23 protein-coding genes are annotated in these 24,324 nt (G+C 66.0%); 11 read left to right on the forward strand and 12 right to left on the reverse strand.

Features of this window, described 5'->3' with window-relative positions; all coding sequences use genetic code 11:
- Nucleotides 1–87: 87 nt before the first annotated feature.
- Nucleotides 88–396, forward strand: coding sequence for a hypothetical protein (locus H7U32_RS04630; RefSeq protein ID WP_204468502.1), 309 nt, complete (start codon nt 88–90; stop codon nt 394–396).
- A gap of 1,560 nt (nt 397–1,956) precedes the next feature.
- On the opposite strand, the gene H7U32_RS04635 is transcribed toward H7U32_RS04630, so the two are convergent.
- From H7U32_RS04635 to H7U32_RS04670, 8 genes are all read right to left on the reverse strand, one after another.
- Nucleotides 1,957–2,988 carry a 3-isopropylmalate dehydrogenase gene (locus H7U32_RS04635; RefSeq protein WP_204468504.1) on the reverse strand — a complete coding sequence of 344 codons (1,032 nt, stop codon included), beginning with the start codon at nt 2,986–2,988 and terminating at the stop codon, nt 1,957–1,959.
- Nucleotides 2,989–3,047: 59 nt separating this feature from the next.
- The gene (locus H7U32_RS04640) at nt 3,048–5,438 is read right to left on the reverse strand and encodes a S9 family peptidase (protein WP_204468506.1); all 2,391 of its coding nucleotides are present in this window, start codon (nt 5,436–5,438) and stop codon (nt 3,048–3,050) included.
- A gap of 65 nt (nt 5,439–5,503) precedes the next feature.
- Entirely contained in the window at nt 5,504–6,730 is a 1,227-nt protein-coding gene (locus H7U32_RS04645) for an App1 family protein (RefSeq protein WP_440201436.1), read from the reverse strand.
- A gap of 2 nt (nt 6,731–6,732) precedes the next feature.
- On the reverse strand, nt 6,733–7,140 hold the full coding sequence (gene gcvH / locus H7U32_RS04650; protein ID WP_204468507.1) for a glycine cleavage system protein GcvH: 408 nt from the start codon (nt 7,138–7,140) through the stop codon (nt 6,733–6,735).
- 92 nt (nt 7,141–7,232) lie between these two features.
- Nucleotides 7,233–8,846 (reverse strand): L,D-transpeptidase family protein, encoded by a 1,614-nt coding sequence (locus H7U32_RS04655; protein WP_204468509.1) that lies wholly within the window; start codon nt 8,844–8,846, stop codon nt 7,233–7,235.
- Between the two features lie 151 nt (nt 8,847–8,997).
- Nucleotides 8,998–10,182, reverse strand: coding sequence for an NAD(+) diphosphatase (nudC, locus tag H7U32_RS04660; protein WP_204468510.1), 1,185 nt, complete (start codon nt 10,180–10,182; stop codon nt 8,998–9,000).
- Nucleotides 10,179–11,033 carry an alpha/beta fold hydrolase gene (locus tag H7U32_RS04665; protein ID WP_204468512.1) on the reverse strand — a complete coding sequence of 285 codons (855 nt, stop codon included), beginning with the start codon at nt 11,031–11,033 and terminating at the stop codon, nt 10,179–10,181. The genes nudC and H7U32_RS04665 overlap by 4 nt, the downstream gene beginning before the upstream one ends.
- Before the next feature lie 24 nt (nt 11,034–11,057).
- Nucleotides 11,058–11,684, reverse strand: a complete 627-nt coding sequence (locus H7U32_RS04670; RefSeq protein WP_204468514.1) for an NUDIX hydrolase family protein — start codon at nt 11,682–11,684, stop codon at nt 11,058–11,060.
- Between the two features lie 175 nt (nt 11,685–11,859).
- Between H7U32_RS04670 and trxA the strand changes: the two genes are divergently transcribed.
- From trxA to H7U32_RS04705, 7 genes are all read left to right on the forward strand, one after another.
- The gene (gene trxA / locus H7U32_RS04675) at nt 11,860–12,213 is read left to right on the forward strand and encodes a thioredoxin (protein ID WP_204468516.1); all 354 of its coding nucleotides are present in this window, start codon (nt 11,860–11,862) and stop codon (nt 12,211–12,213) included.
- Nucleotides 12,214–12,334: 121 nt separating this feature from the next.
- Nucleotides 12,335–13,336 carry a G5 domain-containing protein gene (locus tag H7U32_RS04680; protein WP_204468518.1) on the forward strand — a complete coding sequence of 334 codons (1,002 nt, stop codon included), beginning with the start codon at nt 12,335–12,337 and terminating at the stop codon, nt 13,334–13,336.
- Between the two features lie 126 nt (nt 13,337–13,462).
- The gene (locus H7U32_RS04685) at nt 13,463–13,885 is read left to right on the forward strand and encodes a hypothetical protein (protein ID WP_204468593.1); all 423 of its coding nucleotides are present in this window, start codon (nt 13,463–13,465) and stop codon (nt 13,883–13,885) included.
- Nucleotides 13,875–14,087 carry a helix-turn-helix transcriptional regulator gene (locus H7U32_RS04690; protein WP_204468520.1) on the forward strand — a complete coding sequence of 71 codons (213 nt, stop codon included), beginning with the start codon at nt 13,875–13,877 and terminating at the stop codon, nt 14,085–14,087. Before H7U32_RS04685 ends, H7U32_RS04690 begins: the two co-directional genes overlap by 11 nt.
- Before the next feature lie 278 nt (nt 14,088–14,365).
- The gene (locus tag H7U32_RS04695; RefSeq protein WP_204468522.1) at nt 14,366–14,995 is read left to right on the forward strand and encodes a hypothetical protein; all 630 of its coding nucleotides are present in this window, start codon (nt 14,366–14,368) and stop codon (nt 14,993–14,995) included.
- A gap of 219 nt (nt 14,996–15,214) precedes the next feature.
- Nucleotides 15,215–16,564 carry a hypothetical protein gene (locus tag H7U32_RS04700; RefSeq protein ID WP_204468524.1) on the forward strand — a complete coding sequence of 450 codons (1,350 nt, stop codon included), beginning with the start codon at nt 15,215–15,217 and terminating at the stop codon, nt 16,562–16,564.
- A 46-nt stretch (nt 16,565–16,610) separates the two neighbouring features.
- Nucleotides 16,611–17,153 carry an arsenate reductase/protein-tyrosine-phosphatase family protein gene (locus tag H7U32_RS04705; RefSeq protein WP_204468525.1) on the forward strand — a complete coding sequence of 181 codons (543 nt, stop codon included), beginning with the start codon at nt 16,611–16,613 and terminating at the stop codon, nt 17,151–17,153.
- 153 nt (nt 17,154–17,306) lie between these two features.
- Here H7U32_RS04705 and H7U32_RS04710 read toward each other — a convergent pair whose 3' ends face one another.
- From H7U32_RS04710 to H7U32_RS04720, 3 genes are all read right to left on the reverse strand, one after another.
- On the reverse strand, nt 17,307–17,549 hold the full coding sequence (locus tag H7U32_RS04710; RefSeq protein ID WP_204468527.1) for a hypothetical protein: 243 nt from the start codon (nt 17,547–17,549) through the stop codon (nt 17,307–17,309).
- A complete protein-coding gene (locus H7U32_RS04715; RefSeq protein ID WP_204468528.1) occupies nt 17,549–17,800 on the reverse strand; it encodes a hypothetical protein in 252 nt (83 codons plus the stop codon). The genes H7U32_RS04710 and H7U32_RS04715 overlap by 1 nt, the downstream gene beginning before the upstream one ends.
- Before the next feature lie 112 nt (nt 17,801–17,912).
- Nucleotides 17,913–18,404, reverse strand: coding sequence for an ATP-binding protein (locus tag H7U32_RS04720; protein WP_204468530.1), 492 nt, complete (start codon nt 18,402–18,404; stop codon nt 17,913–17,915).
- 476 nt (nt 18,405–18,880) lie between these two features.
- On the opposite strand from H7U32_RS04720, the gene H7U32_RS04725 reads away from it, so the two are divergent.
- Nucleotides 18,881–19,882: a DNA-processing protein DprA gene (locus H7U32_RS04725; RefSeq protein ID WP_204468531.1), complete on the forward strand. Its 1,002-nt coding sequence runs from the start codon at nt 18,881–18,883 to the stop codon at nt 19,880–19,882.
- 1,209 nt (nt 19,883–21,091) lie between these two features.
- Here H7U32_RS04725 and H7U32_RS04730 read toward each other — a convergent pair.
- Nucleotides 21,092–21,307: a hypothetical protein gene (locus tag H7U32_RS04730; RefSeq protein ID WP_204468533.1), complete on the reverse strand. Its 216-nt coding sequence runs from the start codon at nt 21,305–21,307 to the stop codon at nt 21,092–21,094.
- 311 nt (nt 21,308–21,618) lie between these two features.
- Here H7U32_RS04730 and H7U32_RS04735 point away from each other — a divergent pair, with 311 nt between their 5' ends.
- Both H7U32_RS04735 and H7U32_RS04740 read left to right on the forward strand, forming a co-directional pair.
- Nucleotides 21,619–22,668, forward strand: a complete 1,050-nt coding sequence (locus tag H7U32_RS04735; protein ID WP_323804582.1) for a glycosyltransferase family 2 protein — start codon at nt 21,619–21,621, stop codon at nt 22,666–22,668.
- A complete protein-coding gene (locus H7U32_RS04740) occupies nt 22,665–24,152 on the forward strand; it encodes an ArnT family glycosyltransferase (protein ID WP_204468537.1) in 1,488 nt (495 codons plus the stop codon). Before H7U32_RS04735 ends, H7U32_RS04740 begins: the two co-directional genes overlap by 4 nt.
- Nucleotides 24,153–24,324 lie beyond the last annotated feature (172 nt).

The following is a 24,324-nucleotide window of genomic DNA, read 5'->3' on the forward strand; positions in this document are numbered from 1 at the left end:
GCGGGAAGCTGCCAGCCGTCGCCGGACAGCTCGATGTCACACGTCAGGCGGTAGGTGGCGTTCGCCGCGTAGGTCAGCGGCGTCCCCTTGTCATCGGTCACGGTGGCGCCGGTGCCGAAGGTGTCGGCCTTCGCGTCCGCATTGGTGACGGGCATGCCGGTGCCGACGGCCTGCAGCTGGCGCAGGTTCGAGACCAGGATCACGTCGCCGTCGATCACGCCTTCGGCGGACGACCGCTGCACCAGCGCGGAAGCGGACACCACGGGAGCGTTGGAGGAGGCGGCCGCCCCCTGCGTGATCACCGTGCCGGCCGACGTCGCCGCAGAAGCCGCGGTCGCCGAAGGCACCAGCATCGCGATGGCAGCCACGCTCGCCACGGCGGAGCGGAAGGCGTAGGTCCGGCGGCTGGCGCCGCCGGCACCGTACTGGGTGGGTGCGGCGGAGGCATGCCGCGCATGGGCATGCCCGCGCATACGGGAGGCGAAGGCGCCGCGCATCATGCGGCTTCCTTCCCCGAACATCGATTGGAACACGTTACGGCCGCGGCCATGGCGCGGGCTGTTCCCGTCGAGTCCAGTCATCGTTGGTCTCATCTCCATTGTTTTCCACTGTTCCAGCGGCCGCACTCGGCCGAGGTCGTTTCTCTCTTTGCGATACCGCGCCCTGGGCGTTCCACCCTCATCGAGAACCCCGTCCTACCGGGCGGGCTTCCGCTCCGCGGACAGCCATCCGGCTGCCGGGCATCTGCCTGAATTGACATATGGCGCGGCATTGTCAAATATGGCTCAACAATAGACCCCCCCCCCGTACCTTTGTTCCGATGCTTCCCATCCTTTGGAACGGCACGGCCGCAGCAGCATCCCGGGCAAAACCCCAACGGGGGGAAGCGCTCACAGATTCCATGGCCCCTGCCTTCCCCGCGACACGCCGGAGTCCACGGCAACCTCGCCGTGGTGCGGTCCGGAGCAACAGCAAACGGGCTCTTCGCATTGTCATGTGTGTGCGTTGTCGCCGGGGTGTTGTCGCCGAGGGTGTGAAGGCGTTTCCGATGCGCGCCCACCGCACCGTCGCACCGGCATCACACGCATACGGCGAACCGTACGCTGAGCGTTCGTAAGCGTACGGTTTGCCGCAGTCCCACGGCGCCTGTGCGGCGAATCGTACGCTTGCGCGCCGTCACAGTACGGTTCGCCGCATGGCCTTCGTGTCAGTGCGGAGAACCGTACTGTAAGCGTTCGTAAGCGTACGGTTTGCCGCATGGGGTTCGTCTCACTGCGGCGAACCGTATTGTGACGGTCGTGGTGAACGCTGTTCCGTGTCCGCTGAAGTGCATGGCCTTCGTATCTCGGTTCGTTGGGGTTTGTGGGACATCGTATCTGCGTTCGTTGGGTCCTCCGGTGAGGTGTATCTCGGTTCGTTGGGGCGGATTCAGGCCTTTGCGGAGGTCTATCTGTGTTCGTTGGGTCCTCTCCGAGGCGATATCCCACCTAGGGAAGTCCCCAAAACGGCGGAATTCCAAGGTTCGGGTTCCGTGGTGTCTCTGGCCGGAGGACCCAACGAACGCCGATAGACTTCTGCAACACGGAAAATCCGCCCCAACGAACCGAGATACCCCGGCCGAGACGCCCCACTGAACCGAGATACCCCGGCCGAGACGACGGTTCGCCGCACCGGCACCACACCCATGTGGAAAACCGTACGCTGAGCGGGCGTGAGCGTACGGTTCGCCGCACCGGCACCACACCCATGCGACAAACCGTACGCTGACGGCGCGCAAGAGTACGGTTTGCCGCACGGGCAGCCCGCACGGGCAGCCGCACGGGCACCGCACCCTTGCGGCAAACGCAACGGCCGGGGCGGCCGGCCATTCGCCAGACGCCCCGGCCGAAAACCGGGACCCGCAAGACCCGCGGCCCCGCAAGCCCTTCGGACCCGCAAGCCCCGCGGCCCCCGCGGTCACATACGGGCGAGGATGTCGCGGCCCACCTCTTCGGTGGTGCGCGCGGTGGAGCCAAGCTCGGCGATATCCGCCTCGACGGCGCGGTGGATCCGCTGCGCCGCCTCGTCGAAACCGAGATGCTCCAGCAGCATCGCGGCGGAGAGGATCGCGGCGGTCGGGTTGGCCTTGTGCTGGCCGGCGATGTCCGGCGCGGAGCCGTGGATCGGCTCGAACATGGACGGGAACTCGTCGGTGGCGTTGATGCAGCCGGAGGCGGAGTAGCCCACGCCGCCGACCACCGCGCCGGCCTCGTCGGTGAGGATGTCGCCGAAGAGGTTGTCGGTCAGGATCACGTCGAAGCGGCCCGGGTCGGAGACCAGGTAGATCGTGGCCGCGTCGATGTGGCAGTAGTCGTGGCTGACCTCAGGGAACTCGGCGCCCACCTTGTCCACCAGGCGCTGCCACATGTCGCCGGCGTTGACGAGCACGTTCTTCTTATGCACCAGGGTGACGTGCTTGCGGCGCTTCATCGCCAGCTGGAAGGCGTAGCGCACCACGCGCTCGGCGCCGTAGGCGGTGTTGATGGACACCTCGGTGGCCACCTCCTGCGGCGTGCCGCGGCGCACGGCGCCGCCGGCGCCGCAGTACAGGCCCTCGGTGCCCTCGCGCACCACCACGAAGTCGATCTCGCCCGGGTTCGCCAACGGCGAGGTGACGCCGCGGTACAGCTTGCTCGGGCGCAGGTTGATGTACTGGTCGAAGTCGAAGCGCAGCTTCAGGAGCAGGCCGCGCTCGAGGATGCCGGCCTTGATGCGCGGATCGCCCACAGCGCCGAGCAGGATCGCGTCGTTCGCCCTGATGCGCGCCTCCTCGTCCTCGGGCAGAATCGCGCCGTCGCGCAGGTAGCGTTCGGCGCCCAGGTCGAAGTGTTCGTACTCGAACTCGGCCACGCCTTGAGCGGCCTGTTCCAGGGCCTTCTGTGCCCAGGGGGTGACTTCCTTGCCAATGCCGTCGCCGGGGATGACGGCGATCTTGTATGTCTTAGCCATGCTGGCCAACCTACCCGCGGCCCGCCGCCGGCGGAGCGCGCCGGCTCAGTTGGTGGACATCAGCTCAGAATGCCCATCTGCGCCAGGCACCAGGCGTTCTCGTAGGAGACCTCCTCCCACTGCCGGTAGCGGCCGGAGCGCCCGCCGTGCCCGGCCTCCACCTCGATGCGCGCGATCGCGTCGAAGCCGCGCTCCTGCATGGCGGCCAGCCATTTGAGCGGCTCCACGTAGAGCACGCGCGTGTCGTTCATCGAGGTGGTGATGAGGATATGCGGCCAGTGCCGGCCGGCCGGCGAGTCCGCGGCGGGCAGGTTCTCGTACGGCGTATACGACTTCATATACCGGTAGACCTCGGCCTGGTGGAGCGGGTCGCCCCATTCGTCCCATTCGGTGACCGTCAGCGGCAGGTCGGGGTCGAGGATCGAGGTGAGCGCGTCCACGAAGGGCACGTCCGCCTCGATGCCCGCGTAGCGCTCCGGCGCCATGTTCGCGATGGCGCCCATGAGCAGGCCGCCGGCGGAGCCGCCGTTGGCCACGGTGCGCCGCGCGTCCGCCAGTCCGGCGTCCTCGAGCGCGGCGGTTGCGTCCACGAAGTCCTCGAAGGTGTGCCGCTTGGCGAGCCTGCGGCCCTGCTCGTACCAGGCGCGGCCCATCTCGCCGCCGCCGCGCACATGCGGCACAGCGTACAGCACGCCGCGGTCGAGCAGGCTCAGCCGCGCCACGGAGAAGCCCGGGTCTGAGCTGATCTCATAGGCGCCGTAGCCGGTGATGAACATCGGCATGTTCCGCACCGGCGTCCCGCGCCGCCACACCAGGGAGACGGGCACGCGTTCGCCGTCGCGGGCCGCGATCCACACGCGCCGCTCCATGTAGTCGCGCGGGTCGAAGTCGCCGAGCACGGTGGCGCGTTTGAGCAGCGCGTCCCGCCCGGTGGCGGGGTCCACCTCGCGCAGCTCGCCGGGGCGCGTGTAGCTGGCGAAGGAGTAGCGCAGGCGCGGCGCCTCGTAGGAGGGGTTGCCGGCGGTGCCGATCGTGTACAGGCGGCGGGTGGCGCCGTCCATGCCGTCGCCGGCGGCAGCGGCGCCGTCCAGTCCGTCGCCCCGGCCGGCGGGCGCGTCCCAGTCGCCGTCCAGCGGCGGCGGGGTGAGCTCGCGGAAGCGCCACGGCCGGCCGACGAGGAAGTCGGCGGCGGCTTCGTCCTTGGTCATCATGGCGATGTGGGGCAGGCCGTCGGCCCGGTAGCTCAGCGCCACGAAGTGCCGGTGCAGGGCGATGCCCTCGATGCCCAGTCCGTGGGCGCCGTCGAGGATGGCGGGGTTGCCGGCGATATGCGCGGGGGTGGCGATGGGTTTGGCGGCGGCGCCGGCCTCCATCCGGTCGCCGAGCTCGCAGCCGTAGGGCGAGCCGGCGGCCACGCGCACGCCCTCGCCGAGCCGGTAGGGCGGCTCGTGGCCGCGCAGGTCGATCACGTCGACCTCGAAGTTCGGGTCGATGGCGTTGTGGTAGACGACGGCGAGCGGAATGTCCGCGCCGCCCTCCCCCGCGCCTTCGAAGCGGGCGAAGCTCACGTCGTATTCCACGCCCTCCCGGCGCGGGATGAACGGGCGGAACTCGCCCTCGGGGTCGGCAGCGTCGAGCATCCACACCTCGGTGGTGGTTTTGGAACCGGTGCCGATCACAATGTTGCGCTCGTCGAAGCTCAGGCCCACGCCCACCCAGAAGCGTTCGTCGGCCTCGCGGAACACCTCCGTGTCGTCGGCAACCGGGGTGCCGACCTTATGCCGCCACACCGCGCACGGCCGCCACGCCTGGTCCAGTTCGATCCAGAACACGTAGCGGGCGTCGGCGGTGATGCAGGCGCAGCCCACGGAGGGGAAGGCCTCGTCCAGCTCCGTGCCGGTGGCCAGGTCGCGGATGCGGTAGTCGTAGCGCTCGTCACCGGAGGTATCCACCCCGTAGAGCATCCAACGGCCGTCGTGGCTCAGGTCGATGCCGCCCACGCGGAAGAAGTCATGCCCCTCGGCCTCGCGGTTCGCGTCGAACACCACCTGTTCGCCGGGCATCGAGCCGGGTTCGCCGGCCGGGTCCACCTCGGGCGGCGTCCAGTCGTCCTCGCCGGCGATGGGGATGCGGCACTGGACCGCGTACTGGCGCCCTTCCCGGGTGCGGGTGAAGTACCAGTAGCCGTTCATGCGCGTGGGCACGGACATGTCGGTCTCCTGGATGCGGCCCTTGAGCTCGTCAAACAGCGTGCGGCGCAATCCGGCCAGCGGCTTGACGCGCGCCTCGGTGTAGGCGTTCTGCGCGGCCACGTAGTCGCGCACTTCGGCCGAATCCTTGTCGCGCATCCACTCGTAGGGGTCCATGAACACGTCGCCGTGCGCGCGGCGCTCCGTCGGCGCCTTCCTGGCCACGGGCGGAGTCATCGCGGCGTCTTGTTCCACAGTCATAGCCGCCATTCTAAACACGAGGCCGGCAGCCGACGCCCCGGCGGCGACGGCCGGTCAGTCTCCGGTCAGACCAATGTGCGCAGGTACGGCAGCATCGTGTTCATGAGGTTGGCTCCGGTGGTGCCGGTGAACACCGGCACATCCGTGACCGGCACCGGCTGGGAGGAGGTGAGCCCGGAGACGGCGGCCACCGGCGACGCCTCGCGCGGGCTGAGCTGCCGGATGCCGATGGCGAGCACGCGGCCGGGGTACCGGCGGGCGATCGTCGCGTAGGTGGTGGGGTCCTTCTGGCCGTCGTCGCCCATGAGGATGAACTTCATGTCCGGGAAGTCGGCCATGAGCTGTTCGGCGAACTCGAGCTTGTGCTGCACGCCGGAGGGCACGAAGGTCTTGGGCCGGGGGTCGAGGTCGCGCAGCAGCAGAGGCCCGGCCGGGAAGCCATGGTTGGCGATGAAGTGGCGGATGGCGCTCTCCACGTTCCACGGGCTGGTGGACAGGTAGAAGAACGGTGCGTCCGGGAACAGGTCGGCGATGCGGTTGTACAGCACGCTCATGCCGGGCACGGAGGCCTTCTTGTTCGGGTCGAGGAACAGCACGTTCCACGCGGCCTTCCAGAACACCGGCGCCTGGGTGATCATCACCGTGTCGTCCACGTCGGAGATCACGCCCACCCGCGCCCCCGAGGCGATGGTGTACAGGCGTTGGATGACAGGCCGGCGGCCGCGCACCTGATAGGTGACCTGGTGGACGCCGGGGTCGAGCCGGTGCTCGGCCACGAGGTCGAGGTAGCCGGAGCTGTCGGACACCGCGTATTCGCTGTCCATCTCCGGCAGGGCGTCGAGCGCGTCGTAGCGCTCGGAGGCGCCCACCTGCACGGTTTCCAACGGCACGCCGTCGATGCTGATGCGCACGCGGGTGCGCGGAGCGGGCACGGTGAGCATGCCGTGGATGCCGCGCATAAGCTTGCCCGGCTGGTTGTCCTTCGGCGCCAGGATAGTGCGGCAGATGAGGCGCGAGTAGGCGCCGGTGCCGTAGCCGACGTAGGGCTCCACCTGCGGGAACCAGTCGAGGTGGCGCGCCACCAGGGTGGAGGCCCTCACCCACAGGCCGAAGGCGCCGGTGATGGTGCGGCGCAGGAAGCGCACATGCGCCGGCTTGAACTCGATGCGTTCGCGTTTGGAAGCGGCGTCGAAGGTGGTGACGACCTGATGGGCCGGAATCGGCACGGTGGGCATGTCGTCGGCGGGGATGGCCCCCTGCGGCGGCATGGGTTCCGTGGGCCGGTGGTCCATGGTCAGTCCACGACCTTCATGTACTGGGCAGCGTCGAGCAGCTCGGGCTCGTCCTCGTCCAGCTCCACCTTGAGGATCCAGCCCTCGCCGTACGGGTCGTGGTTGATGACCTCGGGGTCGTCGGCCACATCATGGTTGACGTAGCGGATGACGCCGGAGACGGGGCTGACCAGCGGCTCGACGGCCTTGGCGGATTCCAGCTCCATCACCTCGTCGCCGGCCTCGATGCGCGTGCCGGGCTCGGGCAGGTCCACGTACACGAGGTCGCCGAGCTGCTCGGCCGCGTAGGCGGTGATGCCGAGGAGGGCGGGTTCGGCGGAGGCGTCCACCCACACATGCTCGGCGGAGTAGGCGAGGTGCTCGGGCACGTCGACGTTGAGGGACGTGGGTTCGGTTGCGTTGTCGCTCATGGCCTTCACATTACCATCGCAACCGCCGATTGCGCAGGCGGGTGGACGGATGTCGCGTCCCTCACACCCCGGTTAGCGCAGGCCAGCGCGAGTCAGCGCACCGCGCCGGCGGGCGTGGAGCCGTTGACCTCCACCATCGCGCCGACCGGCAGGAAGTCGTACGCCCACTTGGCGTCGCCGACGTTCATATTGATGCAGCCGTGCGACTTGGGCGTGCCGGAGGCGATGCCGCCGGGATTCCACGGGGCACCGTGGAAGGCCACGCCGCTGAACGTGAAGTACGTGCACCACGGCACGTTCGGCGTGAAGTAGCCGGGGCCACGCATGTTGTCGCTGCTCAGCTTGCGCTGCACGAAGAAGGTGCCCCGGGGCGTGTCATGCCCGGGCGCGCCGGTGGAGACCTGGAACGTCTTGACCAGCGTGGAGCCCTTATAGAAAGAGGCGGTCTGCGAGGAGAGGTCGATCATCGCGTGCGGGTCGCCGTTCGGGCTCGTGTAGTCCACCACGCGGTTCTCGGTCTCGAACTTGGTCACGTCGGTCTGCGCGGTCAGGGTGCCGCCCTGCCCGCCGTCCAGCGCCTGCGTCACCGCGGCGGCAGTGGCGTCCGTGTCCTTCACGGCCACGCCGTTGACGCCCTTGACCTCCTGGTAGAGCACCGCGCCGCCGTCCTTGTTCACCACGTTCTTCTCCTTGACCATGTCCTGGTTAAGCTCGGCCGGCATGGTCTGGGCGAGGTACGCCTTGATGGCGTCCTGATCGTAGGCGAGGGCGATGGTTCCCTTCTGGACGTCCACCTGGGGCTTGGTCCATGCGGCGATCTGGTCCGCCGGGATGGTCATCTCCTTCTGGTCACCGTTGGTGATGACGATCGGCGCGGCCAGGCGCTGGTTGGCGGCGTTGGCCGCGTCGGTGGCGGTTTCGGCGCTCACCGGCATCGCCACGCTCTTGAACACGACGTTGACGGTGTGCCCGGTGCCGGGCGAGGCGATGGCCGCGTCCACGGCCTTGGCCACGCCGCCGGCCTCGGGAGCCTTGCCGTCGCGGCCGGCCGTGGCCACGAAGGCCTTGGCATTCCCGTCATAGGCGACGGTGGAGGCCACGGCGCGGTCGTCCTCGGTCACCAGGCGGTCGGTCAGGAAGGTGCTCATCGCATAGTCGTCGGTGGTGGCGCTCAGCGGCACGCTCACCTTGTCGAAGGGGTAGAGGCGCGCGAACTCGTCGCCCACGCCGTGCACGGCCTTGGCGCCCAGCAACGCGTCAACGGTTTTGTTCACATCCACGTCGGCGCCGAGGTCCTTGAGGGAGGCGGTCACCTTGCCACCGTTCGTGTCGGTGACGGTGATCGTGGTGGCCTTGACGGTGGATTCGACGGCATCGGTGAGCGCGTCGCGATCGAGGCCCACCACCTTCGTGTTGCCGAAGCTCACGCCGGGGGCCACGCGGTCGGCGTAATACCAGCGCAGGGTGAAGAACGCGGCTACGAGCGCGGCGATCACCAGGCCGATGGCCACCAGCGCGATGACCAGCGGCTTGCGCGAGTGCCGCGCCTGGTCCAGCGCCGGTGCCACGGCGCCGCCCTCGGGGGGCATGGCCATGGCGACCGGTTCGGCCACCGGGGGCATCGTGCCGCCGACCGGGGTGATGACCTCGGTGCGGTCGTCGTTGGGGACGCCGGCGAACCCGTTCGCACCAAGTTCGTAGGACATGTGCGCTTCCTTACTGATATGACACCATAAAAACCACAAAGATTGCGGCGGCCCCGCTCCGGGTTCCGCCGCCTCACACTGTACAACGCCGGGATGTCATCGCAGATACGGCCGCGGTTACAGCCCGCGGCGGCTCACAGCCCGCGGCGGCTCACAGCTCGCGGCCGAGCCACTCCTCGATCATGTACCGGGCGATCGTGGCCTTGCCGGGCGCGCTCACACGGCCTGAGACCACGGCGGCGGTGTATTCGTCGCGCGTCATCCATTCGGCGCAGCGCGTCTCCACGCCGTCCACGCGCACGGTGGTGCCCAGCGCCTGCGCCTTGAACGCCACCATGAGCGAGGCCGGGTACGGCCACGGCTGGGAGCCGAGGTAGCGCACCTCGCCGAGCCGGACACCCACCTCCTCCATCGCCTCGCGGCGGCAGGCGTGCTCGAGGTTCTCCCCCGCCTCCACGAATCCGGCGGACACCGAGTACAGCGTCGGGTCGTTCCAGGCGGCGTTGTGCTGCAGCAGCAGCCGGTCCTGGGAGTCGACGATGGCGGTGATGACAGCGGGCTCCACGCGCGGGAACAGCAGGCGGTTGCCGTCGGCGGCGCTGGTGCAGCGCTGGGCCCAGCCGGCCATCGCGGCCTCGGTGGGCGCGCCGCAGGTCGGGCAGTGGCGCTGGCGCGTGTGCCAGATGGACAGGCACACGGCGGTGGTGGCCTGGCCGGCCTCGCGGGCGCTGGCGTGCGGCGCGAAGCCACGCAAATCCACCCAGTCGAAGCGTTCGGCGGCCTGGTCCAGCAGACTCGGTTTGCCCCGCTGCGGCGAGGCCGTGCCGACGGATTCGTCGAAGGCGTCGTCCGCCCCCTGGTCCGCCGAGTCGGGGACGCGGCCGACGCCGGGGTCGGTGGGCGAGCCGGGCTGGCCGGCCGCGCCCATCGCGCCGTCCACAGTGCCCGAGTCGGTGGTGCCGGCGAGACGCGGAGCGTCGCCGGCCTCGCCGAGCCGGGTGAGGTCGACGGCGACGACGCGCTCGCGCCGTGCCCCGCCGTAGGAGCCGAGGACCATCGCCACCGCGTGCGGATGGGTAGCGAGCTCGTCGGCCACGTAGGCGCCGGGCAAGGTGGCCAGACGCATCGCGACGGCCTGGCGGTCGACCAGCTCGCCCTGGCCGCGGGGCACGGCGAGCAGGCCACCGCGCGTGAGGATGACCTTCGCGGCCGGTTCGCGCAGCGTGGCGTCCACGACGCCGGGCTGCGAGCGCCGCTCGGTCTCGTAGTCGATGTCGCCCTGGGCGAGGGGCAGGAAGGGCAGCGCCTGGGTCAGAGCCAGCGGGGAGAAGTTCATCGGTTCCCCTCCGCAGCGCGCCGGTAGAGGTCCAGCAGGGCCTTGGCCACGATGTCCGGATGTTCGACGGCGCTGAAGTGGCCGCAGTCGGGGATGGCGGTGAAGGTGGCGTTGGCGCCGATGCGCTCCGCCAGCGGGCGCATCACGCCCGGGTTGCTCGAGGGGTCGAGCTCGCCGGAGACGACGGCGCAGGGCACGTCGATGGTGACGGGCACGTCAGTCAGGTCGGGGCGGCCGGCGGTCATGCGCTGGCGCCACGCGCAGCCGGCGGGGCGCTGCTCCATGATCCAGCCACGCATCGTGGCGCAGAAGTCCGGGGAGCATTTGACGGTGGAGTCGCCTTCGGCCGGCTCGGCGAAGTGCATGACCGGCTCCACGCTGTCCGTGCGTTCCAGGGCCTCAGCGGTCTCGATGCGGGCCGCGCCGCCCACGCCGTCGGAGGCGGCCATCGTGTCGCACAGCGCGACCGCGGCCATGGTCTGCGGCTGGCGGCGCCACAGGTCGGCCACCAGGTAGCCGCCCATCGACAGTCCCGCCCACACGGCCTGGTCGTAGCCGGCTGAGCGCACCAGGTCCGCGTAGGCGTCCGCCATGCGGTCGAGGGCCTCGGGGTAGGCGCCGGAGGCGTCCATCGGGCCGGATTCCTCGGCAGTGGGCACCGGCGACTGGCCGGAGCCCGGCATATCCGGCGCCCACACCGGGAACGGGACCAGGCCGGCCTCGTCGGCCTGGCGGGCGATCTGGCGGGCGCAGGCCTCCCACATACGCCCATCCACCGGGAAGGCGTTCACCAGCACCAGCGGCATACCCTCGCCTTCGCGCAACACACGGTTCGCAATCCTCATCTTCATGCTCCTTGGTTGGGGAAAATCACTTCACTGGCCGGCCCAGGCGAGGGCGCGGCGCACAATCGCGCCGTGGCCGCCCGCCATCTGCGAGAGGAACACCTCCAGCACGTCGGAGTCGGGGGCCACCCACTCCACGTCCAGGGTCTCGTCCTGCGGCTTGCAGTCGCCGGCGATCGGCACCACATAGCACAGCGCGATCGCGTGCTGGCGCGGGTCGTAGTACTCGGACAGGCCCGGCGTGGGGAAGAACTCGGCCACGGTGAACGGCTGGAGGCCGGCGGGCAGCACCGGCAGCGCGATCTCGCCCAGGTCCTTGGCGATGTTGCGGGCGATGGCCTCGCGCAGCGTCTCGTGGAACAGTACGCGTCCGGTGATCAGCGTGCGCTCGATCGAGCCGTCGTCGGCCACGCGCAGCAGCGAGCCCACCTGGGCCACGCGGCCGAGGTCGTCGGTGCGCACCGGCACGATCTCCACGTACGGAATCGGCATCTGGCCGCGCGTGCGCTCGATGTCGCGGGCGCTGAGCCATCCGGGCGGGTTGCCGCGGCCGGTGCCGCGGATGAAATCCTCCGGGGTCACGTGGTCGAACTCGCCGCGGGCGCGGCCGGCGTCGAAGTCGGAGTCGTCGGGCACCTCATCGTTCATCACTGGCATGCGGCCCATTATCGCGCGTTCGGATGACCGCGGTGAGCCGAGAGCCGAAACAATCGCGCCGCGGCCCGCGGGGGTGGGATGATGGAGAGACTCGCGGCGGTCGGCGCCGCGGAACCCATCCCGCCGAACGGAATCATCCGTCGGGCGGAACCCATCCGTAGGAAAGGAAGCGACCATGGCCACCACCGCCGTCTCGTCCGCCGAATTCGAGCAGCTCATCAACCACAACGACCTCGTGTTCATCGATTTCTGGGCCACCTGGTGCGGCCCGTGCCGCGCCTTCGGCCCGATCTACGAGGCCGCCAGCAACAAGCCGGAGAACGCCGACGTCGTGTTCGCGAAGGTGGACATCGACCAGAACCAGGACCTCGCCTCCGCGGCGGGCGTGCAGGCGGTGCCCACGCTCATGATCGTCAAGAAGCAGCATGTGGTCTTCCAGCAGGCGGGCGCGCTGCCGGCCGAGGCGTTGGACGACCTCATCGCCCAGGCCAAGGCGCTGGATGTGGACGCCGCCGCCCAGCAGCAGTGAGCGGACCGGGCGGAGCGCGGGGCTCCGCCCGGGCGTTCCGCCCGCGGCGGCCCGTCCGGGCATACGTCGGACTAGACTGGTTTCTTAGCGTGTAACAAGCCAGCAATTTTTGAGGAGCGATATGGCGAATCACCGCAAGAACACCCCGACCCTGAAGTCCCTGAGCAAGCGGCAGTGGATGAAATTCTCGGCGGCGGTGGCGGGAATCGCACTTGTGGCGGCGGCGGGAGTCGTCTCCACACGGTTCTTCTATCAGTCCCAAGACACCGGCACCTCGCAGATCACCGCGTTCTCGGCCACCGCACCCCAGGCCGCCTCCCGTGGCACGGCCCGCGAGGGTTTGCGCGGCGCGGACGCGGGCACCTCCTACGTGACCGTGGTCATCAACGGCGACAAGACCACCGTGCTCGGCAGCGACTTCACCGACGTGAAGTCCGTGCTCCAGGCCGGCGGCATCTTGCTCGACCCAGACGACACCGTCGAGCCCTCGCTGGATACCAAGGTCACCGAGTCCACTGTGGTCACCATCAACCGCGCGGGCGCGGATGTGGAGACCGCTGAGACGCCGATTCCGTTCAACGAGGTGCGCAAGGAGACCGCCAGCCTGCCCAAGGGCACCGAGAAGGTGGAGCAGGAGGGCGCCCAGGGCGTGATGGAGACCACGAGCCTGGTCACCCGGGCCGGAGATAAGGTCATCTCCTCGAATCCCATCACCTCGTATGTGAAGACGGCCCCGGTGGACAAGGTCATCCTGGTGGGCACCGGCTCCACGCACGTCTCCTCCGGTTCCGCCGGAGCTTCCCTGGGCACTACGGTGCCGGCCAGCGAGATGCAGCAGTGGGCGCATGACTACTTGCTCTCCAGCGGCTACAGCGAGGCTGATTTCTCCGCGGCCGTGTACATCATCAACCACGAGTCCGGTTGGAACCCCACCGCCAAGAACCCGAGCTCCGGCGCCTACGGTCTGCCGCAGGCCCTGCCCGGCAGCAAGATGGCCTCCGCCGGCGCCGACTGGGCCACCAACTACCAGACGCAGTTCAAGTGGTTCGTCAACTACTGCAACGCCCGCTACGGCTCCATTCAGGGCGCGTACAACTACTGGCTCTCGCACCACAGCTACTGATCTTCGGCCGGCTGCGGGCTGCGGGCTGCTGACTGCCGGCTACTGACCACTGACTGCTGGTAGGCGGACCGACTGCGGCCGGCGACGGACCGACTGCGGCCGGAGGATGTTAGGGTGGGCCCTGTGATGACGTTCAACCGGTATATGTTCCTGCGCATGTGGGTGGAGGCCCTCGGCGCCGCGGCCTGCCTGGCCCTCATCGCCGTGGGAGGCGCCCTGGAGGGGGTCATCGTCGCCGGCGTGGTGGCACTGGTCTGGGCCGCCGGCGAGGTGTGGGCGGCAACGGTGCTGCAACGCCGTCATCCGCGGCGTGACGAGCTTTCGGACGAGAACCAGAAGCAGGCCATGCAATTCGCGCTCATGGCGCTGGTCGCCGTGCTGGTCCTCATCGGATTCGCGGATACCGTGGCCGGGCTGTTCTCCACCGGCGACGTGAGGATCCATCCGATGCTGCTGCCGGCGCTGGCGATGGCGGCGCTGGCGGTCGCCGACGCACGCTACCTCTGGCTGGAGCGCGGGGATATGAAAGACGACGACGATGAGGACTGACCTCAAGGCGCGCCGTCTAGCGCGTGGGCTCAAGCAATCGGAGCTGGCAGACCTGGTCGATGTGCGCCGCGAGACGATCAGCCGGCTGGAGCAGGGGCAGTACTGCCCTTCCCTGCGGCTGGCGATGGACCTGGCGCAGGTGTTCGGCGTCACAGTGGAGGATATGTTTAGCTTCGACGACGAGAAGAACGCCGGTAGCTGAAGATGGGGATTCGCCCGGCGGGTTCGCCGGCAGTGAACCGGCGCCCGGTGGCGCATCGGCGTGTCGCGCGGCGGCACCCCCTCAGGCGGGGGTATCACGTGATGTCCGTGTCACGCCGTGCGACAACAACCTCACATGGCGTGACAATGTTGTCTCTTCCCCGGAATTCCGCCGTTCTTGTGTTACGGACCACTGTTCGCGCGGCGTGTATAGTGACCAATCGGATCCACCTGAACCCCCTCTGCGAGGGGAAGGGCAATGATTCAAGGAGGTATGTGATGAAGAAGAAAATTATGGCCCTGCTTGCGGCCATCGCCACGGTGTTCGGCCTGGGCTTCGGCGCCAGCACCGCCATGGCTGCCCCTGCCGTTCCGTATGCTCCGGCGATCCAGGGCACGGTGACCTACGACTCCACGAACCGCACTCTGACCGCCGCCATCGATTCCGGTGGCGCTGTGGACGCCGGCTACAAGTATGTGTACGCCCAGTACGACTCCACGCTGGTCTCCAGCGTGGAGCTCGCCGCCGCCTTCGACCACACCCAGTATGTGGGCGAGGCCAAAGCCGACGTGTTCACGGTGCGCATCCATCTCACCGATAAGGCTGTGAAGAACGCCACCAAGATCTACGTCAAGTTCTACATGTGCAAGACGCAGAAGGCGGATCCGACCGCTGAGGATATTCAGAACTGGCTTGCCAGTGGCGAGGCTCTTCAGGTCAAGGGCACCGAGCAGGACCTCTCGGTGAGCTTCAACATCCCGCAGGTCGGTGAGCAGACCGAGTCCTCCGAGCCGTCCGGCTCCACCGCGAAGACCGGCGCCGCCGTGGCTCCGTATATCGTGGCCGTGCTCCTGCTCGCCGCCGCCGGCATCGCGCTGATGGCCGTGCGTAAGAGCACCACCCGCTGAACCGGCGCAAAGCCACCGGCTTAGTCCGGCGGTGATTGACTGATGAAGATTCCGGCATGGGGTTCCATGCCGGAATCTTTTTGTGTTATTGATACCGGTCGGGGTGCATGCCGCTCCGCGGCATGTGATCGGACGTCTGGGATACTGGGATGCCTGGGATACTGGGATGCCTGGGATACTGAAACACGTGGGAGACTCAAGCAAAAGGAGCCAAAGCCGATGACCGTTCTGGAACGCCGTATCGCACCCGTCGTGTTCTGCGCGGCCGTGCTGTTGCTGCCGGTGGACGGCCTGGTCTACGGCGTGCAGATGCCATACTGGAGCCCGATCAGCCCGGTGCTGTTCCTGGCGTACGTGCTGCTCAACGCCCGCCGGCTGCCGTGGGCGCTGCGCCGGCATCCTTACGTGCCAGTGATGTTCTGCGCGATGGCCGCGGTCAGCGTGGTCGGCTGGGTGACCATCGGCGTGAATCCGACGTATTTGGGACGCACCACGCTTGCCGTGACGGCGGCGATGGCGCTCGTGCTCGCGTTGTCGCTCGCGTTCGACCGGTCCCCCGAGGCAGGCGGTATTCGCCCGCATACCGTGGTCACGGTCGCGGTGGTGGCGTATGCGGCGGCCTTTCTGTTCGGTGTGTTCACCTGGCTGGCCGAGCCCGCGCACTTCGGCTGGGGCGCCGTGCAGCGCACGCTGAACCCGGTGTTCCTGCGCCAGTATTTCAGCTCGCGCCCGCAGTTCCTGTTCGCCGAACCCAGTTACATCGGCATGCATCTGTACGGTGTGCTGCTGCCGATGTTCTGGCTGACGCGCGACAGGCGACTGCCAGTGCTCATCGCCATCTTCGCCGTGGGCGCGCTGGCGATGGGGTCGGGCGCGCGCATCGCGGTGGACAGCGCGGTGGCGCTGGTGCTCGTCGCGGTTATGATGGTCCGTTGGCGCCGGCTGGCGCGCAATCCCCGGGCGTTGGCCGGCGCCGTGGCCGGCCTGGCCGCGGCCGCCGTCGCCGGCGCGGCGGTGGTGCTGTCGCAGCCAAGGCTGCGCGAGGTGTTGACCGGTGGGCTGCTGTCCAGCGATGCGTCGATGTCGGCCCGCCTGCTACGCACGGTGGCGCCGCTGATGGCGGGGCTGCGCGACCCCCTGCATCTGTTGTTCGGATTCGGCGCAGGCAATCTGGGGGTGGCGATGGAACGCGGGTACGGCCCGGCCATGGCCTGGTATACGGCGCACGGCGGCATGATGACGCAGGAGATCGAGGAGATGCGCCATCCATTCGCGCCGACGCTCAACCGCGCAGGCAATGTGTTCACCATGAACGCGTATGCCTCGTTCGTCACCGAGTTCGGCCTGCTGCTGGCCATCGCCGCGGTGGTGCTGCTGCTGGTGCACATCACGCGGCATCACGCGTGGTCGAAGACCACGGTATGTTGGTTGCTGCTGCTGGCCTATCTGTACGCACAGTTCGAGGCGTACGCGTTCTACGCGCTCCCCCTGTTCCTCTGGGCCACGGGCCGCCGGCGGGGTAGCCGTTCCGACGCCTGCCCACGGGCCGTGCGGCGGCTCGTACAATAGGAGCCGGGCCAAGAAGGCCGGTGTATCCACACTGCCAAGGAGAGTTATGCGCGTTCTGTTCGTCTGCCATGGCAACATCTGCCGTTCCGCTCTGGCGGAATATCTGCTGCGCGCCGCATTGCCCGCGGGCGCGGACGTCGAGGTGGCCAGCCGCGGACTGCTGGACATCGGTCCGCGCACAATGGATCCCCAGTACCTCGATTGGCTGGCGGCCCGCGGCATCGACGCCTCCGGCCATCACGCCGCCCAGGTGAGCGGGCAGGACGTCTCCGACGCCGGGCTCATCCTCCTGTTCACCGACCAGCAGCTGAGCGAGCTGTGCGAGCGCTTCCCCACCGCCTCGCGCAAGACCTGGCTGCTCACCGATTTCGCCGCGCTCGCGCAGCGTTGCCTGGCCGACGGCGACCTCGCCTCCGCAGCCACCCCCGGGCGCCGGCTTGCCGCCATCGCCGAATGCGCGCCGTTCAAACGACCGTTCCTGCCCCATCCGCAGGACATCGAGGACCCGCACCACGAATCGGCGCAGCTGTACGCGGATGTCGCGGCCCGCATCGATGGCGCCGTCAGCGCAATTGCCGAGGTGCTGTGAGCTTCATATCGCGGCCCAGCCATGGAACTGACGGCGCCCGACGCATCTGCGGTCTCCGCCGGCAACGGCGAGCGCGACAGGTCAGGCATCCACTGGGCGACGAACCATCAGAGTCTGCAACGGCTGTTTCCTGACCGGAAGAGCCCACTGGAATCAGCGGGATTCACTGTCCGCTCTCTTCTGAATCTCCATGACTTTAACGGCGACGCGCAAAGCGTCTTGATGGGAGAGCCGACCATACACTGGCGTATCGTCCCACGCAATGTCATCGGCGGTGATTCTCGCGACCTTGTCGCAACGAACCACACATGGTTTACGTAACCCGGCCTCACGCCAATCCAGCAACGGGACATCATCTGGGGCATAGCGCCACGTATTACCCGTGATCTTCAACATCAGGGCATACGCCCGCCCGTTGCGGCATCCACCTTGGGCTCCATGACGTTCATACGGGACTCATCAAACGCAAGAACCGGATATCCCTCATCGTCGAGTTCGACATCACCACTCGGGGAATCAAAAGACTCGATGAAGGACGCCAGCATCTCGTCAGGCGAAACACCACAGTCATAGGCATAGTTCATGAACCGGGCCAAGGCGGCATCGCTGACGCTTATCGGCCTCGGGGAAAACGTAACAGCCGTCATCGTCCACCTCCATTCACGACATACAGTGTCTAGGCTTCCATTGCTGAACTGACCTGATTCTCGGTCCACTCCTATCATCAAAGAGACTTGCGCCGCCTAATGCTCATAGTACTCAGCCTCGGCCTGCTGCACCACAATCCCCGGTTCCCACGAATCCACCGGGAAACGTACCGGCAGCGTCTGCCGCTGTTCGCGCAGGGTTCGCCGGCATGGCCTGCCGTGGAAGCGTCACTCCCCCAAGGAGCCAGTCGATGATGTTCTGCCCTTGGATGCCGTTGCGGCTGTAGGGGAATTCGTCCAGGGAGAGCACGGTCTTGGGGTAGTTGTCATGGATGGCCCCGAACGCGCCGAACTCGCGTTCGCGGGTCGGTCCCTCCGCGCACAGGTAGGTGACCTGGAAATAGTGGGTGCGTCCGGCGCGGGTGGCAACGAAGTCGACCTCCTTGTCACCAACCTTGCCGACGGTAACCGTATAACCGCGGCGGCGCAGCTCGAGGTGGACGATGTCCTCGAGGGTCCGGTCGATCGCCGAGGCGTTGTCCATGCCGGCCGCCTGCCTGAGGCCGGGGTCCACGAGATAATACTTCTCGTCGAAACGCAGCAAACGCTTGGTTTGAAGTGTCGATGATCATCGTCGCGTCGCCTTCCCGTGTTCACGTAGTAGTCGCCGTCGCGCATCCATCCGTCGGAGTCGTCGATGGTGTCGGTCATGCCTTCGTCGGGCTGCTCGCAGCGCCTGCGATCCCATTGCCTCCACATGCCCTTGCCCGGCAGACAGGTCGGCCTCGTACGTGGAGTACCGGTTGGACACATGCTCGGGCAGAAACCGGTGCGCGCCCAGCCGCAGATCCTTGTGTCAGATCTCGAGCGTACTCGCGCCGATCCACAGGTCCACCGACGCGCCAATGCGCAGGTACAGAGCCGCACACGAGAGAGAAAAGGCACTGTTTTTCCTTACCGTGGTAGAAATCTGTATAGAGGATTTCCTCTTGCCATTAGAACCACCGTGTCCGCTGATCAGATGTATGGCGACTTGACGCCCGGTCGGAGTTGAATAGGAGCAAGAAGGAGACATCTACGATGGACAGCAGCACGCTGCGCGAGGAAAACGCCGCGCTTCTGGCGCTCGTACGTTCCTGCGAGAAGCCTGACACGTGGGCCTCCCTCACCAATGAGTGCGTGGTCAGGGGAAGCGCGGTCACCGTGTATGAGCACCGGCTGGATCCCATTCGTCACCCCTATCCGGACGATTGGCATGACCCGCAGGGGACTCTTTTCGACGATGCCGCTTCCCAGCCCACCGACATGCAGTCGGACAGGCTCAGACGTGAGCGGATACGGGCGCTTGCCGACCTTGACGTTTGGAAGGATCAGGGACTCGACTTCGTGTCAGTATTCGATCCGCGTTTCCCTTCCCGGCTGCGTGCCACCGTCGATGTGCCCCCGTTCCTCTTTGCCGATGGTACTCTCGTTCCCGACGATAGGGGCGTCAGTGTCGTCGGTTCCCGTCACTGCACACCCGAGGGCATGCGGTTCGCGCGTGCCTGCGCCGGCATGCTCATCGACAGAGGACTGACGGTCGTTGCCGGGCTGGCCAAAGGAATCGACGCCTTCGCCCATCGCACCGCTCTGGAACAGGGCGGCCGTACCGTCGCGTTCATCGGCACCGGTATCCGTCGTTGCTATCCGCCCGAGAACCGTGATCTGCAGCGTGAAATCGCCGAGCATGGCCTCGTTCTTTCCCAGTTCTGGCCGGATGCCGCTCCTACCAGGCATTCCTTCCCGATGCGCAACGCACTTATGTCGGGCTATGGCATTGCCACCATCGTCGCCGATGCCGGGGAGCATTCCGGTACGCGCATCCAGGCACGTCAGGCGCAGCGTCACGGGCGTCCCGTCATCATCAACCGTATGGTCCTAGACAAGGCCAAGTGGGCACGCGACCTTGCCCATCGCCCCGGAATCTATATTGTCGGCGATGCCGCCGAGGCTGCCCACGCGCTTGATGACATCCAGCGTATCGATACAGGGGTGGACCAGCTCATCAGGAACATTCTTCAGGCAGAAACGGCCTACGCATGAGTTCCCTGACACTCTACGCCCGAGACTTTGAACACCGTATGGATATGCTCATCGGCAGTTACGCCCGCAACGTCGTCTACAGTAGTACCCATGGCCATGTCTGTCCCGTATGCGGTGGCCCTAAGCAGGACAAGTATAGTTTCTGCATATCTTGCGAGAGGGAACGCCAGCAGGCGAAAAGTCAGAATCTAGCGCTCGCTGATATGGTCCGCATAAGTATCTACGCTTCAGAATACGACGACCAGGCATACCGCGTCATGGAGGGCTACAAGAATCTTGGCAGTCCCGCCGTCAAAGATTATCAAAACGTTGTCAAATACATCCTTGGCGACGCCCTCATGATTCATCGAGCTTGCATCCCCATGGCAACGGGGGCAACGCCAACCTCATGGTCGGTCGTGCCTCCAGTAAGAGTAGCCCCAGATACGGCACCAACAGCGTCCTTGCTCGGCTTGTATCGCCTCACCTGTCTGACATTCCTATGTTCAGCATCGTCTCCAAGAGCGCGAAGAAACGCGCTGTGATTGACCCTGACGCCTTTGCGCTTGAGACTACGCCCAATCCCGATGCACTCAACCATGTTCTTCTGATTGACGATTCCTAGACTACCGGCGCCACCATTCAATCCGCGGCAGCCATGCTAAAACGAGCCGGAGCCAGCCGAGTCACTGCCTACTGTATCGCCCGTATCCTCGCTCCCAACTGGATTGCACACAACTACGGCGACAAAATATCTCAAGGCTTTTCCAACCTCGAGTTTCAGCTCCGATGCCCATGGACGACACGCCCCGGTAACCAATGCGAAGGACTTGCCTCATGGGATTAAATGTCTTACTTCCGGATTCTACTGTTGCGTTTTGGCCGTTGCACGGTTTTGCTGCTTGTCTGCCGACACGATGCACTGGGCCGCTCATGAAGACCGCATCGTCCCAACGTCAATTCCTCGCCGATCGAGCTGTGCCAGTAACGGATGAGGTTGTCCGCCTTTCCCGCACGATCCGGACGCTGCGGCCGCGTAGAAAGATCATAACCAGCATTGACAAGCACATCGGATCAAGATCGGGGAACTCTTCGACAACTGCCCTGACCTGTCTCCTACGATATTCCGCCCTGCTGTGCTCGAGGGCCGCCTGCCATCCAGACACAGTGTCGACGCCAAGCTCGGAGCATGCCATCTGCAGTACGTCCTCCAGACAAGGACGAAAACGGTCACCAGTCCGACAGATAGTCCAAGTCTTTAAGCTCCCGCAACGCGTTCCGCTCCTCAAGGCTCAGTCCAATCAGATTAAGCTTAAACTCCAGCTCCCGGCGGGTCCCATACTTGGCCTCGATCTGCTTCCTACGCTCGTCGATCTGTTCAAGGGTCAACATAATCGGAGGCCCGACCTTGTGGGACTTCGGTCCCTTCACCATGGCAGTCATCATCCATCACCTTCCTGCCGAACTGCTCTGGTCCCCCGTTCCACTCCTATCAACGAAGCGACGTGCGCCGCCTAATGCTCACAGTACTCAGCCTCGGCCTGCTGCACCACAAGCCTGAGTTCCCTCGCATCCACCGGGGAACGTACCAGCAGCGCCTACCACTGTTTGCGCAGGCCTGGACATGCGCCAGAACTTGGGCGCCATGTTCCTGTTCCGTTACTTCCGTTGGTTGGGTTACGCTTGTCTAGCGTAGGGGCATGCGTGTGCCCCCGTGGCCTGCCTGGCAGACGGCAGGAGAGAGAAAGTTGGCTGCTGTGGAAGTGACCCAGGAACGGAGGGGGCCGGAACCGCATACCCCCCCCCGCGAGCATAATCCGTTAGTCTCGTTCGTCGTCCCCTGCTTCAACGAGCAGGAGTCCCTGCCCCTGTTCTACGAGGAGGCGACGAGGGTCGCCCGGACACTCCTGGACAGGTACGGGACGCGTGCCGAGTTCGTGTTCGTGGACGACGGATCCTCCGACGCCACGCTCGACGAGCTGCGCCGTCTGCACGAGCAGGACCCGCGCGTGCGATACGTCTCCTTCTCCCGCAACTTCGGCAAGGAATCCGCCCTCTACGCCGGCCTGAGGACGGCCCGCGGCGACTACGTGGCCACCCTGGACGCCGACCTGCAGGACCCGCCGTCCCTGCTGCCGCAGATGCTAGGATTCCTCGCCGAACACCCCGACTACGACTGTGTGGCCACCCGGCGCGAGACCCGCGCCGGGGAGCCCCCGGTCCGCAGCTTCTTCTCACGCCTGTTCTACCGGATCATCAACCGGCTGTCCGGCACGCACATCGTCGACGGAGCCCGCGACTTCCGCCTCATGACCCGCACCTTCGTCGACGCGGTCCTGTCCATGAGCGAGGTCAACCGCTTCTCCAAGGGACTGTTCTCCTGGGTCGGGTTCAAGACCCACTGGATCTCCTACGAGAACGTCGAACGAGTCGCAGGCAAGACCAAGTGGAACTTCCGCGGCCTGTTCCGCTACTCCATCGAAGGCATCGTGGGCTTCTCCACCGTGCCCCTCATGTTCGCCGCGTTCCTCGGCATCGCCTGCTGCCTGGTGTCCTTCATCAGCATCGTCTTCATCATCGTGCGCGCCCTCCTGTACGGAGACCCCGTCGCCGGCTGGCCCAGCACCATCTGCATCATCCTGCTCATCGGCGGCCTGCAACTGTTCTGCACCGGCATCCTCGGCGAATACCTCGCCAAGACCTACACCGAGACCAAGCACCGCCCCATCTACCTCACCAAGGAAACCGAAACCAGCCGACACACCCGCACCGACATACTTCCCACCGACCAGGAGTCCCACCGATGAAACACCAATCCCCCACCCGTCACATCAACCACGACATCCTCGTCCCCGCCATCGCCAGCGTGGCGATATGCGTCATGCTGCTGCTCATCGACTCGATGTCCCCCCTGCATCCCCAGGGCATGCAGCCGGGAGACCAGAGCATCTTCCAGCTCATCGGCTGGTCCTGGTCGGAGGGACTGGTCCCCTACCGTGACATCTTCGACCAGAAGGGACCGTTCATCTTCTTCGTCAACCTGCTGGGCTGGCTCCTGACCGGCGACGCGCACGGCATCTTCTACATCGAACTGCCCTTCGCCATCGCCACCGTCATCCTCCTGTGGAAGATCGTCTGCGAACTGTTCACAAACAATCAAAGCCTGCTTCGCATCCTCACGTTCGCGGCCTCGCTCCTGTGGGCCCTGTTTCTCTCCGGCACAACCTGGAACATGACAGAGAACTACTGTCTGCCGTTCCTTGCAGCCTCCATCTGGCTCATCATCCGCACCATTAACCGCACGCAAGCCGGCCAGCCGATCCGAATCCCCCTGTGGGAGGCGATCATCCACGGCCTTGCATTCTCCGTCTGCTTCCTCACCCGCGTCACCAACGCCATCCCCACCTGCATCGGCGTGCTCATCCTCGCCATCCTGCTCATCATGCGCAAGCAGTGGAAGACCCTCGGAGTGTGCATCGCAGGATTCCTCACCGGATTCCTCATCCTCGCCGCTCCCTTCGCCATCTACTTCGCCGCCAACAACGCCTTCCAGGACTTCCTCTACGGCACCATCCTCTACAACATCAGCTACGGAGCCGGTGGCAACATCCTGCTGTGGGGCTTCAATCTTGGCAACATCCTCCCGATGTTCTTCATCCCAGCCGGGCTGATCATTGGAGGCGCACTGCTATTCACGGCAAAGACAGCGCGTTCGTTTCCTCTCGCCGCATACGCTCTGTTTTGCGGACTGGCATTCACCGTCCTCTTCCTCCGCAGCAACCCCTATCCTCACTACGCCATCCCCTGCGTGCTACTGGCCCCGCTTGCCGTCGCAGGATTCCATCGCTTCTTCATGAAACAGGTGGTCACCGCCCTGCTGGACGTCATCGCTGCCTTCGCCTCCGCAGTGTTCGTTGTCCAGTACGTCGTTTCCTCGTTCACAGCAGCCCCCTTCGTCACGAATCCGACAGAGGTACGCCAGCTCATACAGCAGTCACACGGCAGCATCGCCTTCTACAATGTCACACAGGCCTATACCATCCTGCCTGAATACGGCATAACACCGTACTACACCTACACCATCCTGCCTGACTGGCAGGCCTCCTTCAGCAATGACCTCAAACATAAGATCCTCGAAGATTACGAGAGCAAGGAAGGGCCCGAATATCTCATCGTCACCCGTTCCGGCAATATTACCCCCGTCATCCAGCCCATTCTCAACGAACGATACACTCAAGTAGACGCCATGAACTGCGGGATGTGGCTCATCTACCAACACAACTCGCATTGACCGTTCATTCTTGGGGATTTTGATGGCCACGAAAGCCACCAAGAATGCGGCACCTAAACATAAATATGCTAAACGGGGTGATAGTTACCGCTTTCCAACCACGGCACCACCAGCGACTCATGATAGCAATGGCAAGACAACAGATAAGAGCAATGTCACCATAATCGCAGAC

It is taken from the genome of Bifidobacterium pullorum subsp. saeculare (genome assembly GCF_016899725.1).
Lineage (GTDB): Bacteria > Actinomycetota > Actinomycetes > Actinomycetales > Bifidobacteriaceae > Bifidobacterium > Bifidobacterium pullorum_C.